The sequence below is a fragment of the Terrabacter sp. Soil810 genome, from assembly GCF_001429645.1.
In the GTDB taxonomy this organism is placed as follows: domain Bacteria; phylum Actinomycetota; class Actinomycetes; order Actinomycetales; family Dermatophilaceae; genus Terrabacter.
This window is the reverse complement of the sequence record NZ_LMSW01000012.1, coordinates 163130-177090: the sequence shown is the minus strand read 5'-3', so window position 1 is coordinate 177090 and position 13961 is coordinate 163130. Positions and strand designations below refer to the sequence as shown.

Here is a 13961-nt window from a genome sequence, read left to right as displayed (position 1 = left end):
AACTAAGCGCTTGCTTAGTTTCCCTCCCCTGCGGCATGCTGTCAACGTGCCGCAGCCCACCACGACCTCGCCGTCCGCCGGCTCCCGGACGTCCGACCCGGACGCCTCGACCGTCGAGCGGCTGCTGCAGGCGGCGGCCCACGCGTTCGCCGACAAGGGCTTCCACGCCACGACGACCCGTGACATCGCCTCCGGAGCGGGCCTCTCGCCGGCCGGTGTCTACGTCCACTTCGGGTCCAAGGAGGAGCTCCTCTTCGCCCTGAGCCGCAGCGGTCACGAGTCGGCCCTGCGGCTGATGCGCTCGGCCATCGCCGACGGGCCGACCCCCGCCGAGCAGCTCGTCACCGTCATGTCGCGCTTCACGGAGTGGCACGTCGAGCAGTACCAGGTGGCCCGCGTCGTGCAGTACGAGCACCACCACCTGACGCCCGAGCACCACGCCGAGGTGCTCGGGCTGCGCAAGGAGATGGACTCCCTCATGCGCGACGTCCTCGACCGCGGCGTCGCCGACGGCACCTTCTCGGTCGACGACAGCGCCGACACCGCGCTCGCCCTGCTCTCGATCGTCGTCGACGTGGCCCGGTGGTACTCCCCGACGATCCGCCGGACCCCCGGGGAGATCGGCTCGACCAACGCCGCCCTCGCCCTGCGCCTCGTCGGAGCCGGGCACTGACGCCCCCACCGTGCTCGGACGGGAGCGCGGCGCCCGCGAGCGGACACTCCGTGCTCCAGGTGCCGGTGCCCGCCCTCGAACCGTTCGTGGTGGCCCGTGCGCGGCACTACGACATCGACTACGTCTCGTCCGACCCGGACTTCGTCCACGCCCACGTCACGGCCCTCGCACCCTTCCTCGACGGGGCGTCGCTCACGGACGCGGTGCTCGACGCCGTCGCCGAGATCGCTGCCGCCACCAGGCCGTTCGACTTCACGCTCGATGTCGTCGACACGTTCCCCAACGGGATCGTGCACCTCCTCCCCGAGCCGTCCGCCCCGTTCGCCGCGCTCACGGAGACGCTCTGGGCGGCCTTCCCGCAGTGCCCGCCGTATGCCGGCCGCTTCGGTGACGTCGTCCCGCACCTGACGCTCGACGCCGCGTCCGAGGACGTCAGCGGGGAGTCGACCCGCCGGCACGTGGGTCCCTACGTCCCGGCCCGGTGCCGGGCCGAGCGGATCGACCTCGCGTGGTACGAGCCGGGCGCCTGCCGGGTGCTCCGCTCGTGGCAGCTCGGCGGCTGACGGTCAGCTCGTCGTCGATCCCAGCGCCGAGGTCGGCGTCACGACCGCGACACCCTCCTCGGTGACGTCCGACGGCGACGCCTCGACGTGGTCGTCCAGGCCGAGGTCGACGGTCAGGCGGGGCAGGAAGAACTGGACGAGCGGGCCGATGGAGACGGCATACAGCACGGTGCCGAGCCCGACGGGGCCGCCGAGCAGCCAGCCCACCAACAGCACGACGAGCTCGATGCTCGTGCGGACGAGCCGGATCGACAGTCCCGAGCGCCGCGCGAAACCCGTCATGAGGCCGTCACGCGGCCCCGGGCCGAGCTGGCTGCCGATGTAGAGGCCGCCTGCGATGCCGTTGAGCACGATGCCGGAGCCGAGCAGCAGCACGCGCGCCCACAACGCCTCGGGAGATCCGATGAGCGCGAGCCCGGCGTCGGCCGCCAGCCCGATGACGACGACGTTGGCCACGGTGCCGAGTCCGGGCCACTGCCGCAGCGGCACCCAGAGCAGCAACACGAGGGCACCGACGACGATCGTCACCTGACCGAACGTCAACGGCACGTGGGTGGCGATGCCGGCATGGAAGACGTCCCAGGGGTCGAGACCCAGCGTCGAGCGGATCATCATCGCCATGGAGACGCCGTAGAGCACGAGCCCGCCGAGGAGCTGGACCAGGCGGCGCGGCAGACGGCCGGCGCGCAGCTGCTGGCGCGGGGTGAGGTTGGCGAGCGCGACATGACGTCTCATGTGCTCCATCCTGGGCGGTGGTGGACTGCCTTTTAAGGGCCAATCGTGGGACAGTGGACCGATGCGCACCATCTCGGCTCGCTCACTGGCCCTGCTTATCGGGTCCGATCCGCTCCCCCGACCCGCCTACCGGGGCCTTGCCGACGGCATCCGCCGCCTCGTCTCGGACGGGCGGCTGCTCGTGGGCACCCGACTGCCGAGCGAGCGCGCCCTCACCACCGAGCTCGGCCTGAGCCGGACCACCGTGGGGACCGCCCTCGACGCCCTGCGCGACGAGGGGTTCGTGGCGACCCGCCGCGGCTCGGGCAGCGTCGTCTGCCTTCCGACCGGGCCGTCCGGGCTGGCCCTGTCCCAGGCCGGCCTCATCCCCACCGACGTCCCACCCGACGTCATCGACCTCACGTATGCCGCCCTGCCGGCCGCGGCCGGGGTCACCGCGGCCTACGAGCGGGCCGTCGTCGAGCTCCCGCGCTTCCTCGCGACCGCCGGCTACGACCCGCGCGGGCTCCCCGAGACCAGGGCCGCCGTCGCCGCCTGGTTCGAAGCGCGAGGCCTGTCGACCTCACCGGAACAGGTCGTCATCACCTCGGGCGCGCACGGCGGCCTGTCGGCCGTCCTGCGCTCACAGCTCGAGATCGGCGACCGTGTCCTCGTCGAGAGCCCCACCTACCCGAACGCCATCGTGGGAGTGCGGCGTTCGGCGTACCGCGCGGTGGCCGCCCAGCTGACGGCCTCGGGGTGGGACGTCGACGCGATCGAGGTCGGCCTGCGTCAGAGCGGCGCCCGGGCGGCATACCTCATCCCCGACCACCAGAACCCGACCGGGCTCGTCATGGACACCGCGACCCGACACGCCCTGGGTGCGGTGCTGTCGCGTGCGAACGTCGTCCCCGTCGTCGACGAGACGTTCGTCGAGCTCGGCCTCGACGAGAACGCGGGAGTGCGGCGGCCGGCGCCGTTCGCCGCCTCGTCCCGGCAGACCCACACCCTCGGCAGCGCCGGCAAGACGTGGTGGGGCGGACTGCGGGTCGGCTGGGTGCGGGCTCCCGAGGGTGGAGCCGAGGCCGTCATCGAGGCCCGGCACAGCCTCGACCTCGGCACGGCGATCCTCGAGCAGCTCGTCGTCACCGACCTGCTCCACCAGGGAGAGGCGCTCCTGGGCGAGCGACGTCGGGAGGCGCGGTCCCGACGCGACGCCCTCGTCGCAGCCCTTCGGCGGCACGTGCCCGACTGGAGGTTCGAGGTGCCGACCGGCGGGCTCAACCTCTGGTGCGAGCTGCCCGAGGCCCGCGGCGACGAGCTCGCCCGCGTCGCCGAGACGGCCGGGGTGCGGCTGGCCCGGGGTGGTCAGTTCGGGGTCGAGGGCGGCTTCGCCCGCTGGGTCCGGGTCCCCTTCTGCGTCGCGCCCGACGAGGCCGACGAGGTCGGCCGCCGCCTCGCGAGCGCGTGGCAGCTCGCACTCGGCGAACGTCCGACGACCCGCGAGGTCACCCCGCTCATCGCCTGACGGGTCACAGGCCACGGGCCTGCGAGACTGGGCGCGTGGACAACACGGGAGCCGGGCGCATCACCTCCTGCCGGTGGGAGCACGGCAAGGTCGTCGACGAGGGCTTCCCCCTCGAGGACGTGTCCGAGCTCCTGGGACGCGAGGGCTCTCTGATCTGGGTCGACCTCTGCGAGCCGGACCATGCCGGTCTCCGCGCCCTGGCTCAGGAGCTGGGGCTCGACCCGCACGCCGTCGAGGACGCGGTCTCCGCCGGTGAGCGACCCAAGGCGACCCGGCACGCCAAGCACACCTTCCTCACCGTCTACGCGACCCGGCTGGAGGGCGGCGGCGACACGGCAGGAGCCGTCGAGGACCTCGACGCCCCGGGACGCGAGTCCCGCCTGCGCACGACCCGGATCTCGGCCTTCGTCCTCCCCGGCGGCATCATCACCGTCCGTGGACGTGACGACTACGACATGCAGCAGGTCCTCGACCGGTGGAACGACGACCCCCAGCTGCTCCAGCTCGGCGTGGGGGCGCTCGTGCACGGGCTGCTCGACACCGTGGTCGACGGGCACTTCGAGGCGATCCAGCAGCTCGACGACGCCATCGAGCAGCTCGAGGACCTCCTCTTCGACGAGCGGGGCCGAATGCACGCCGTGCAGGTGCGCACCTACCGGCTGCGCAAGGAGCTCGTCGAGCTGCGACGGGTCGTGCTCCCGATGCGGGACGTCGTCAACGCCGTGCTCCGGCACCGCGGCGAGCTCGACCAGCGGCACACCGAGCTCGACGGCTTCTACGACGACCTCTACGACCACGTCCTGCGCGCCGCCGAGTGGACGGAGTCCCTGCGAGACATGGTGACGACGATCTTCGAGACCAACCTCTCGCTGCAGGACGCCCGGCTCAACACCGTGATGAAGAAGCTCACCGGATGGGCCGCGATCATCGCCGTCCCGACGGCGGTCACCGGGTGGTTCGGCCAGAACGTGCCCTACCCCGGCTTCGGGCGTCCGTGGGGCGTGCTGTTCAGCGCGGCCGTCATCGCCGGCGTGGCGGTCACCCTCTACGGCGTCTTCCGGCGCAAGAACTGGATCTGACGAAGGAGGACCGGGATGCCGTGCCTCCCGGTCCTCCCGTCGGCGCTGGCCTCAGGACGGGTCAGTCGCGCGTCAGCTTGCGGTACGTGACGCGGTGCGGGCGCGCGGCCTCCGGGCCGAGCCGCTCGACCTTGTTGGCCTCGTAGGAGTCGAAGTTGCCCTCGAACCAGTACCAGTTCGCGGGGTTATCCTCGGTGCCCTCGTAGGCGAGGATGTGCGTCGCGACCCGGTCGAGGAACCACCGGTCGTGAGTGATCACGACGGCGCAGCCGGAGAACTCGAGGAGCGCGTTCTCGAGCGAGCCCAGGGTCTCGACGTCGAGGTCGTTGGTCGGCTCGTCGAGGAGCAGCAGGTTGCCGCCCTGCTTGAGCGTGAGGGCGAGGTTGAGTCGGTTGCGCTCGCCACCGGAGAGGACGCCCGACAGCTTCTGCTGGTCGGGGCCCTTGAAGCCGAACTGGGAGACGTAGGCCCGCGACGGGATCTCGACGTTGCCGACCTTCATGTGGTCGAGGCCGTCGGACACGATCTCCCAGAGGTTCTTCTTGGGGTCGAGGCCCTCGCGGCCCTGGTCGACGTAGGAGATCTTGACCGTCTCGCCGATCTTGACCTCGCCGCCGTCGGGCTCCTCGAAGCCGACGATCGTCTTGAAGAGCGTCGACTTGCCGACACCGTTGGGGCCGATGACGCCCACGATGCCGTTGCGGGGCAGCGAGAACGACAGGTTGTCGATGAGGACGCGCTCGCCGAACCCCTTCTTGAGGTTCTTGACCTCGATGACCGTCGAGCCCAGGCGCGGGCCCGGCGGGATCTGGAGCTCCTCGAAGTCGAGCTTGCGGGTGCGCTCGGCCTCGGCCGCCATCTCCTCGTAGCGCGCGAGACGAGCCTTGCTCTTGACCTGACGGCCCTTGGCGTTGCTGCGGACCCACTCGAGCTCGGTCTTGAGCCGCTTGGCCAGCTTGGCGTCCTTCTTGCCCTGGATCGTCAGGCGCTCGGACTTCTTCTCGAGGTAGGTCGAGTAGTTGCCCTCGTAGGGGTAGAGACGGCCGCGGTCGACCTCGGCGATCCACTGCGCGACGTTGTCGAGGAAGTAGCGGTCGTGGGTGACCGCGATGACGGCGCCGGGGTAGGACTCGAGGTGCTGCTCGAGCCAGAGGACCGACTCGGCGTCGAGGTGGTTGGTGGGCTCGTCGAGCAGCAGCAGGTCGGGCTTCTGCAGGAGCAGCTTGCACAGGGCGACGCGTCGACGCTCACCACCGGAGAGGTTGGTGACGGGCGAGTCCGGCGGCGGGCAGCGCAGCGCGTCCATGGCCTGCTCGAGTTGGCTGTCGAGGTCCCACGCGTCGGCGTGGTCGATGTCCTCCTGCAGCTTGCCCATCTCGGTGAGCAGCGCGTCGTAGTCGGCGTCGGGATCGGCCATCTCGGCCGAGATCTCGTTGTAGCGGTCGAGCTTCGCCTTGATCTCGCCGGCGCCCTCCTCGACGTTGCCCAGGACGGTCTTGTCCTCGTTGAGCGGGGGCTCCTGGAGCAGGATGCCGACGGTCGCGCCGGGCGCCAGCCGCGCCTCGCCGTTGCTCGGCTGGTCGAGTCCGGCCATGATCTTGAGGATCGTCGACTTGCCGGCGCCGTTGGGGCCGACCATGCCGATCTTCGCGCCGGGGTAGAAGGACATCGAGACGTCATCGAGGATGACCTTCTCGTTGTGTGCCTTGCGCGCACGGGTCATGGTGTAGATGTACTCGGCCATGCGCAGAAGGCTATCTGTCAGCGAGCGCGGCACCGAATCGGTGTCCGCGCTCGCGGACCGCCGGTCCTTTCAGGCCGTGAGCTGCTCGACGACCTCGTAGTCGTCGGTCTCGGGGTCACCCGTCGCGAGCACCCCGTCGCCGTCGTCACGCCCACCCGCCGCGGACTGCCCTCCGAGGTCGAAGTCGTCGTCGACGACCCCGTCCGCGTCGACGTGGGCCGGGCGCCCATCGGGGTCAACCGAACCGCCCTCGGTCAGCGCGCGCACCGACGCCTGGACGTCGGGGTCCGCAGTGCGGTCCTGGCCGAGCGCCGCCGCGCGGCTGATGCGCTCGAAGCTGGCGCGACCCCACGACAGGTCGTGGCCGACGTGGTCGGCGTCGATCTCGGGAGAGGTCCGCGGCTGCCCGTCGTTGCCGACGTACTGCTTGATCGCGAGGTTGCCCTCCACGATGACAGGGTGGCCCTTGCGCAGCGCCGAGGCGGCGTTGGCGGCGAGCGCGTTGAACGCGATGACGCTGTAGAAGCTGGTGTCGCCGTCGACGAAGCGGCCGTCGCCGGTGCGGCGGTAGGGCGTCGTGGCGATGCGGAAGGTCGTGAAGATGCTGCCGTTGCGTCCCTGTCGCTCGACGGGCTCGCTCACGACGTTGCCGTGCACGGTGATGCGGGTCTCGTTCATCGGTGCTCCTCGGAGGTTTCCAGGGGCGGCCTCGCGCCGCCTGGAACCCACCTTCGGACCAGCCGAGCCGCGCCGACAGACGTCCGGCGCCGACTGTGGACAGTGGTGCCGTCACCCGAGGGGATGTGGACGGCGTCTTCACCGGCTCGTCAGCCGGCAGCGGCCTCGAGGTGCTCGCGTGTCTCGCGGTGACGCAGGAGGACCTCGTCGACGGGGATGAGGATGTGCTCGTCGGCCACCGCGGCGACCGACTCGGTCAGCCGCTTGCCGACGACGGTCCGTCGGTGCCGGGCACCGACGCGCGCCCACCATCGCGACAGGATGCCCAGCCCGATCCCGAGCAGCACCCCGACGACGAGCATGACGAGCGGCAGCGGCAGGATGCCGACGGCGGGCGTCTCGGGACGCGGGAGCTGCAGCAGCGCGAAGACCCAGAGCACGGCATACCAGACGAGCCCCGCGAGGGCGACGAGACCCAGCACCCACTGGAGGATGTTGACGACGAACCACCAGACCGGACGGCGCGCTCGCAGGGACGTGCCGATGACGGCGCGGTCGAGCGAGTCGCTGAGCGTCCCGTCGCCGCCGACGACGGCGTCCTCGACGGCCTGGGTCCAGCGCACCGGCAGCCCCTCGGACGCGTCGCGCACGAAGCTGCGCGTGGCGAGGTCGACGGCCGACGCGGTCGACACGGTGGGCGCCGGGATGGACGAGCGACCGAGCACGGCGCGCACGTCGGCACCGTCGATCTCGACCGGGATCGGAGGTCGACCGCCGGTCCGGTCGAGGCGGAGGCGGCGGAGCGGATCCGCCGCGAAACCCTTGGTCCAGCGGGCGAAGAGCCAGCCGGTGTGCGCGAACGCCTCGCGGCGGTAGTCGCGCGCAACCGCGTCGAGGACGATGGGGACACCCGCCGCGCGCGCCAACGACGCATCCAGCGCCTCGCGCGGCACGCGGCCCACGTCGGCCTCGGTGTCGGCGACGCCGGGACGCAGCCTCGTCGCGGCACCGACGACGTCCGCCTTGAGGCGCTGACGCGACGCCGCATGTCCCGCAACGGCATTCGCCAGTCGCTGCCTGAGGTCGGCGATGCCCTGACCGGTCACCGTGGACGTCGCGATGACCTTCGCGTCGGCGACGCCGTCGGCGACGAGGAGCCTCGCGAGGTCCTGCGTCAGGGTCTTGACGCCCTCGGCCGTGAGCCGGTCGGACTGGTTGAGCACTCCCAGCGTGACGGCGTCGTGGTGCGACATCAGGGTGACGAACTCGTCGTGCAGTCGCGCGTCGGCGTACTTCTGCGGGTCGGTCACCCAGACGAAGACGTCGACGAGCTCGAGCACCCGCTCGGCCTCCCGTCGGTGCTCGAGCTCACGGGAGTCGAAGTCCGGAAGGTCGAGGAGCACCAGTCCGTCGAGCGAACCCACGACCTGGACGGCGCGCGAGTCGTCGACCGGCCCCTCCCCCGCGCCGGGTGCCGTGTCGACGACGTGACGCGCGGCCACCCCCAGCCAGTCGAGCAGCTCGGACGCGTCGGCGTCGCCCCAGAGGCCGGCCGTCGGACGTGACGTCGTCGGCCGCCGCGCGCCGATGGCGGCGACGTCGCCGCCGACGAGGGCGTTGAAGAGGGAGGACTTGCCGCTGCCGGTGGCTCCCGCGAGCGCCACGACCGTGTGGTCCCCGGCGATGCCGGAGCGCTCGACGGCCTTGTCGACGACCCGTCGTGCGACCTCGACCCCCGAGGGGTCGAGCTCGTCGGCGCCCGACACGAGCGCCATCGACAGCTCCGTCGTCCGGGTGCCCAGCTCGGCCGCCGAGACCGTCGCCACCTTGGCGCGACCCGGCCTGATCGGGCTCATCGCGCGTCCTCGACGGCCGCGGCGGCCGCGGTGAGGCGCTCGGTCTGGTCGGTGTCGACCTGCAACGTCGTGACAGCTCCTTCGTAGCGGGCGAGCTCGGCGGCATACAGCTCGTCGACGCGAGCGCCCAGCTGCTCGCGGGCCTTGCGTGCGAGCTCGCGGACGGCCTGGTCGCCGAAGACGGCCTCGAGGAGCTTCTGGCCGACGACGGCAGTGCCGCCGGCGATGCCCACCTCGGCACCGGTGATGCCCGCCGTGCTCGCGAACGTCACGAGCATGAGGACCACCCCGAGGCCGTTGACGCCGTAGGCCATGATCCGGGCGGTCGTGCGACGGTCGCGACCCTCGTCGCGGACCATCTGGAGGATGTCACCCTGCCAGTCGCGCACGAGGCGCTGGGTCCGGGTGTCGACGTCCGTGCCCGAGCGCGCGAGGCCCGGGTCGGCGGTCAGCAGCTGGTCGCCGCCGGGCAGCGTGCGCCAGGCGCGCGCGATCGCGCTCGCAGCCAGCTCGGCCCGGTTGACGACGAGCGACTCGACGCCGGACTGGAGCGCCTCGCCGAGGTGGTCGGCGCGGGCCGGTTCGCCCTTGAGGAAGGAGGTGAAGCGGTCGCGCACCCGGGACACGGTCGACTCGACCTGCCGGAAGAACTCACCGGTGCCGACGAACTCCTGCCAGCGCGCCAGCACCTCGCCGCGCAGCAGCGTGCCGTCGAGCATCCCCTCGTGGACCTGGGTCTTCGCGTCGGCGTAGGCCGCTGCTGCAGCGTCGACGAGGGCGCGGCCGGCCGCGGTCTGCTGCTCGGATGCCGCGATGAGCCCCTGGGTGCGCGTGTCGAGGGAGACAAGCGCACCGTGGAGGGTCTGACGGACGACGTCGGCACGAGCCTGGGCGTCGCCGGCGAGCGCCGCGAGCCAACCCCGCAGCCGTTCGGTCTGGTCGGCGGGCAGCAGCCCGTCGACGAGCTCTGACTCGACGACCGTGAAGATCGGTGCCTGGTCGAGACCCTGCTCGCGCAGCATCGACGCGAAATGCGTGCGGATGTCGTCGACGGCCACGGTGGGCACGCGGTCGAGGACGACGGCGACAGCGGTGCCCCGCTCCGAGGCCTCGCGCAGCAGCTCCCACGGGACGGCGTCCGCGTAGCGGGCGGCCGTCGTGACGAAGACCCAGAGGTCGGCGGCGGCGAGCAGCTGGGTCGCGAGGTCGCGGTTGGCCTCGACGACGCTGTCGATGTCGGGGGCGTCGAGCAGGGCCAGACCGGCTGCGACCTCGTCCGTCGAGACCAGCCGCACCGCGCCCGGGCCGTCGGACGACGAGTGGCGCCCGGTGATGCGGGCCAGGGTCGGCAGGATGCGCGGCCCGGAGAACCAGGCCGCGTCGGAGGGGTGGTGGATCAGCACCGGCGAGCGGGTGGTCGGCCGCAGGACACCGGGCAGGGTGACCTCGCGCCCGACGACCGAGTTGACGAGAGTCGACTTGCCGGCACCGGTCGAGCCGCCGACGACGGCGAGCAGCGGGGCGTCGAGCGACGTCAGCCGCGGGATGACGTAGTCGTCGAGCTGGTCGAGCAGGCGACTGCGCACGAGCCGTGCGGCCGGCGCGGTGGGCAGGTCGAGGGGCAGGGAGGCGTCGGCGACGGCAGACCGAAGTGCCTGAACGCTCGCGAGGAGACGGGCATTGCCCACCCCTGAATCACCTGCCACGCCCGTATCCTTCCGTGTCGCAGTGGGCACAACCAAACTGAAAGGCGGCGCGCCCCCACGACATACCCCGAGTCGTGACCTGACGATGCCACGCGGTGCCCGCATCCGCCCACCGGACACGGTCGTCCGGCCCGGCACGCGGCCCGCCGGCCGTCATGCGCGCGGGCGGCTCGCCGCGTGTGTGCCCGTCACGCGTCCGGGCTGGCGGCCCTTGCCCGGCGCTCGGCCTCGACGGCCCGCGCGACGTTGCCGTGGACGTGGTCGGCGCCGAGGCGCTCCATGACGCCGTCGAGCTCGAGCGTCGCGCGTACGGCCGCCTTGAGCCTGGCCAGTCGCAGGACGACGCCGGAGTCCTCGGCCAGGTCGAGCACGTCGGCCATCTTGGCGGACCCCTGGGAGTCGACGTAGTCGATGCCGCCGCAGTCCAGGACGATTGCCTTGACCGCCGGGTCCTCGTGGATGACCTCCCGGACACGGTCCTCGAGGGCGTCGGACGTCGCGAAGAACAGCCCGCCGTCCATCCGGATCACCACGATGCCGGGGACCACCTCGCCGTCAGGGTGGTCCGCAAGGTCACGGTAGACGTCCGTGCCCGGCTCGCGCGCGAGCGTCGGGATGTGCGGTCGCGTGGAGACCTTGATGAGCCAGAAGATCGAGAGCGCCACGCCGATGATGACCCCGGCCAGCACGCCGAAGACGAGCGCGCCGAGCAGGGCCGCGACGGCCACCCCGAAGTCGAACCGTTTGACGCGGAAGAGCCGCCTCATCTCCGGGAGGTCCATCATCCCCATGACGACGGCCTCGATGATGATCGCGGCCAGCACCGGCTTGGGCAGGTCGGAGAAGAGCGGTGCCAGGAGCAGCAGGGTCAGCAGGACGCTGAACCCGGTGGTGAGCGAGGCGAGCCCCGACCTGGCACCGGAGTGGTCGTTGAGCGAGCTCGCCGAGAGACTGGTCGAGACGGGCATTCCCTGCAGGAGGCCGGACCCGGCGTTCGCGAAGCCCTGCGCCACGGACTCTTGGTCGATGTCGATCTGGTAGCGGTGCTTGGCGGCGAAGGCGCGGGCGTCGCCAGCGGTCTGTGAGAAGCCGATCAGCACGAGGGCGAAGGCGGCGACGGCCCCGACGCCGACGTGGTCCCACATCAGTGCCATGTCTGGCACGACGAAGGCGGGCAGCCCTCGCGGCACCTCTCCGACGAGCGCCACGCCTCGATCGCCCAGGCCGAGCAGCCACGAGGCGAGCAGTCCGCCGACCACCAGCACCAGGGCTCCCGGGACCTTGGGGGCGACGACGCGCAGACCGAACACGACTGCGAGCGAGACCAGCCCGACCACGACGGTCGTGCCGTGCACGTCCCCGAGTGTCGTCACCCAGGACCACAGCTCCTGGAGGGGGTTGCTCCCGGACACCTTCGTGCCGGTCAGCTTCGGGAGCTCACCGATGACGACGTCGACCGCTGCACCGAAGAGGAAGCCGGTGACGACCGCACGGGAGAGGAACTGCGCGATCCAGCCCACCTTCAGCACCGCGACGAGCAGGTAGAGCACGCCCGAGGCGAGGGTGATGCCGGCGACGAACGACGCGACCGCCTTCTCGTCGGCAATGCCGGCGGCGAGGACGGCACTCGCGGCGACCGCCGCCAGCCCCGAGCTCGGCCCCACCGAGATCTGCCGGCTGGTGCCGAAGATCGCGTAGAGGATCGCACCGGCTGCCGCCGCGTACAGGCCGTTCTGCACGGGGATGCCGGCGATGCCGGCGTACCCGAGGTTCTTCGGGACGACGAGCGCGAGGACGGTGATCCCCGCGATCAGGTCGCCACGCAACCAGCTGCGGTCGTACGACCGCAGCCAGCCGAGGATGGGGATCCGGCTCGTTCCCGTGGTGCGACCTGCCATGAGAGCGTCATCCCTCCCGTCAGGCCGCGAGAGCGACCCGTTGGTGGGTGCGCTCCATCGCGTGCCGGCTGACGGTCTCATGATCGCAGTCGGGGGCGGCGGCGTCACGGATTCGGGCCGGGTCGGCGCCGAGTCCTTGCGGCCGAGACCTGCTCCGCCGCGGCCCGGGTTCGCGGCCGATCGAGTGCCCCCGGCAGGACTCGAACCTGCGACCAAGAGATTAGAAGGCTCTTGCTCTATCCGCTGAGCTACAGGGGCCGGTCGCCCGATCCGGGCGCCGTCCAATGATAGGCACCCCGGGCCGTCCCGCCCGCTCAGGTCACGGGCGAGCCGACGAAGTCGCGACGGTGCGCCGTGATCGCCTCGAGGAGCACCATCTCGCGCTCCGACGCGCCCTCCTCGGCGGTGCCGCGGACGAGCCGCGACCGCAACAGGGCGAGGTCGCTCGCGCTGTCCTGGAAGGCGTCCATCGACTGCTTCGCAGGACGCCCGCCGTTCTGCCGCGCCCAGGCCCGCGCCGCCCGGCGCAGCTGCAGATTCGAGAGCATCGTGACCTCGGCGTGCGTGAGCCAGCCGGCGTCGGCATACGGCGAGAGGTAGCGCCCCATGAGGCGGCCCTCCCGGCGTCGGAGCCAGAAGAGGAAGCCGACGAAGGCGAGGAAGAGCGGCACCTGGTAGGTCACGTAGGCGGCGAAGAAGCCGTCCATCCCGGCGAGCGCCGTGAGGTTCCAGAGCCCGTGGAGCAGCATGGCGCAGAACCAGCCGGTGAGGATCGCGACGACGCGCACCGCCGGTCGTCGGGCGGTGACGGCGACGCCGATGCCGATGCCGGTCAGGGCCGTGAAGAGCGGGTGCCCGAACGGGCCCATGAGACCACGGACGAGGAACGTCGACGTGAGGCCCTCGCCGCCGTACTCGTTGTAGGCCTGTCCGAGGTAGAGGATGTTCTCGCTGAACGCGAAGCCCGCACCGATGAGCCCGCCGTAGACGATGCCGTCGATGATGCCGTCGAACTCACGGCGCCGGAGCAGGTAGATGAGCAGGATGCCCAGGCCCTTGAGGGTCTCCTCGGTGATCGGCGCGAGGTAGACGGCGCCCGTCTCGAGCGGGTCGGTCCACCGCGCCTCGACGAGCAGCTTGAGCCCGAAGGTGTTGAGGAAGAAGGCACCCACGACCGCCACGAGCGCACCCCAGAGGAACGCGAAGACGATGTAGCGCGCCGGCTCGGCCTCGTAGCGGTCGAGCCACAGGAAGGTCGGCACGATGACGAGCAGCGGGATGATCGCCATGAGCGCGGACGTGATGAGCGTCTGGGTCGTGAGCCGCTCGTCGAGGATGCCGAGCAGGATGAGCAGGCAGACGAGGAAGGCGGACGCCGCGACGCCGATGGTGAGGGCCGTGCGCAGCATCGGTCTCCGGGTCGGGTTGCGCACCGGACTCCATTGCTGCGCCGGACCGCCCGGGCTCGCGCCCTCCCCCTGTGTCGTCACGTCCCCTGAGGTCATGAGGGCAGGCTAGTGCA

Annotated in this window: 11 protein-coding genes and 1 tRNA gene; 4 read left to right on the top strand and 8 right to left on the bottom strand. The window is 71.5% G+C overall.

The features are described from left to right. Positions 1–46: 46 nt before the first annotated feature. Positions 47–673 (top strand): TetR/AcrR family transcriptional regulator, encoded by a 627-nt coding sequence (locus ASG96_RS15665; protein ID WP_057588530.1) that lies wholly within the window; start codon positions 47–49, stop codon positions 671–673. Between the two features lie 50 nt (positions 674–723). Continuing rightward, positions 724–1236: a 2'-5' RNA ligase family protein gene (locus ASG96_RS15660; protein ID WP_235509183.1), complete on the top strand. Its 513-nt coding sequence runs from the start codon at positions 724–726 to the stop codon at positions 1234–1236. A 3-nt stretch (positions 1237–1239) separates the two neighbouring features. Here ASG96_RS15660 and ASG96_RS15655 read toward each other — a convergent pair whose 3' ends face one another. Then, on the bottom strand, positions 1240–1971 hold the full coding sequence (locus tag ASG96_RS15655) for a YitT family protein (RefSeq protein ID WP_056759640.1): 732 nt from the start codon (positions 1969–1971) through the stop codon (positions 1240–1242). A gap of 61 nt (positions 1972–2032) precedes the next feature. Here ASG96_RS15655 and ASG96_RS15650 point away from each other — a divergent pair, with 61 nt between their 5' ends. Together ASG96_RS15650 and ASG96_RS15645 are read left to right on the top strand one after the other, a co-directional pair. After that, complete coding sequence (locus ASG96_RS15650; protein WP_056759420.1) at positions 2033–3478, top strand: PLP-dependent aminotransferase family protein; 1446 nt, start codon at positions 2033–2035, stop codon at positions 3476–3478. Between the two features lie 35 nt (positions 3479–3513). Beyond that, positions 3514–4557: a magnesium transporter CorA family protein gene (locus ASG96_RS15645; RefSeq protein WP_056759422.1), complete on the top strand. Its 1044-nt coding sequence runs from the start codon at positions 3514–3516 to the stop codon at positions 4555–4557. 61 nt (positions 4558–4618) lie between these two features. Here ASG96_RS15645 and ettA read toward each other — a convergent pair whose 3' ends face one another. The 7 genes from ettA to ASG96_RS15610 all read right to left on the bottom strand — a co-directional run bounded on the left by ettA (position 4619) and on the right by ASG96_RS15610 (position 13944). Continuing rightward, the gene (ettA, locus tag ASG96_RS15640) at positions 4619–6301 is read right to left on the bottom strand and encodes an energy-dependent translational throttle protein EttA (RefSeq protein WP_057588529.1); all 1683 of its coding nucleotides are present in this window, start codon (positions 6299–6301) and stop codon (positions 4619–4621) included. 69 nt (positions 6302–6370) lie between these two features. Further along, positions 6371–6979: a single-stranded DNA-binding protein gene (locus ASG96_RS15635; protein WP_056759425.1), complete on the bottom strand. Its 609-nt coding sequence runs from the start codon at positions 6977–6979 to the stop codon at positions 6371–6373. Between the two features lie 149 nt (positions 6980–7128). Further along, the gene (locus ASG96_RS15630; protein WP_057588528.1) at positions 7129–8835 is read right to left on the bottom strand and encodes a GTPase; all 1707 of its coding nucleotides are present in this window, start codon (positions 8833–8835) and stop codon (positions 7129–7131) included. After that, positions 8832–10541, bottom strand: coding sequence for a dynamin family protein (locus ASG96_RS15625; protein ID WP_235509182.1), 1710 nt, complete (start codon positions 10539–10541; stop codon positions 8832–8834). Before ASG96_RS15625 ends, ASG96_RS15630 begins: the two co-directional genes overlap by 4 nt. A 188-nt stretch (positions 10542–10729) precedes the next feature. After that, positions 10730–12439, bottom strand: a complete 1710-nt coding sequence (locus ASG96_RS15620; protein WP_057588526.1) for a SulP family inorganic anion transporter — start codon at positions 12437–12439, stop codon at positions 10730–10732. A 185-nt stretch (positions 12440–12624) separates the two neighbouring features. After that, positions 12625–12697, bottom strand: a tRNA-Arg gene (locus ASG96_RS15615). A gap of 56 nt (positions 12698–12753) precedes the next feature. Next, positions 12754–13944, bottom strand: coding sequence for a PrsW family intramembrane metalloprotease (locus ASG96_RS15610; protein WP_235509181.1), 1191 nt, complete (start codon positions 13942–13944; stop codon positions 12754–12756). Positions 13945–13961 lie beyond the last annotated feature (17 nt).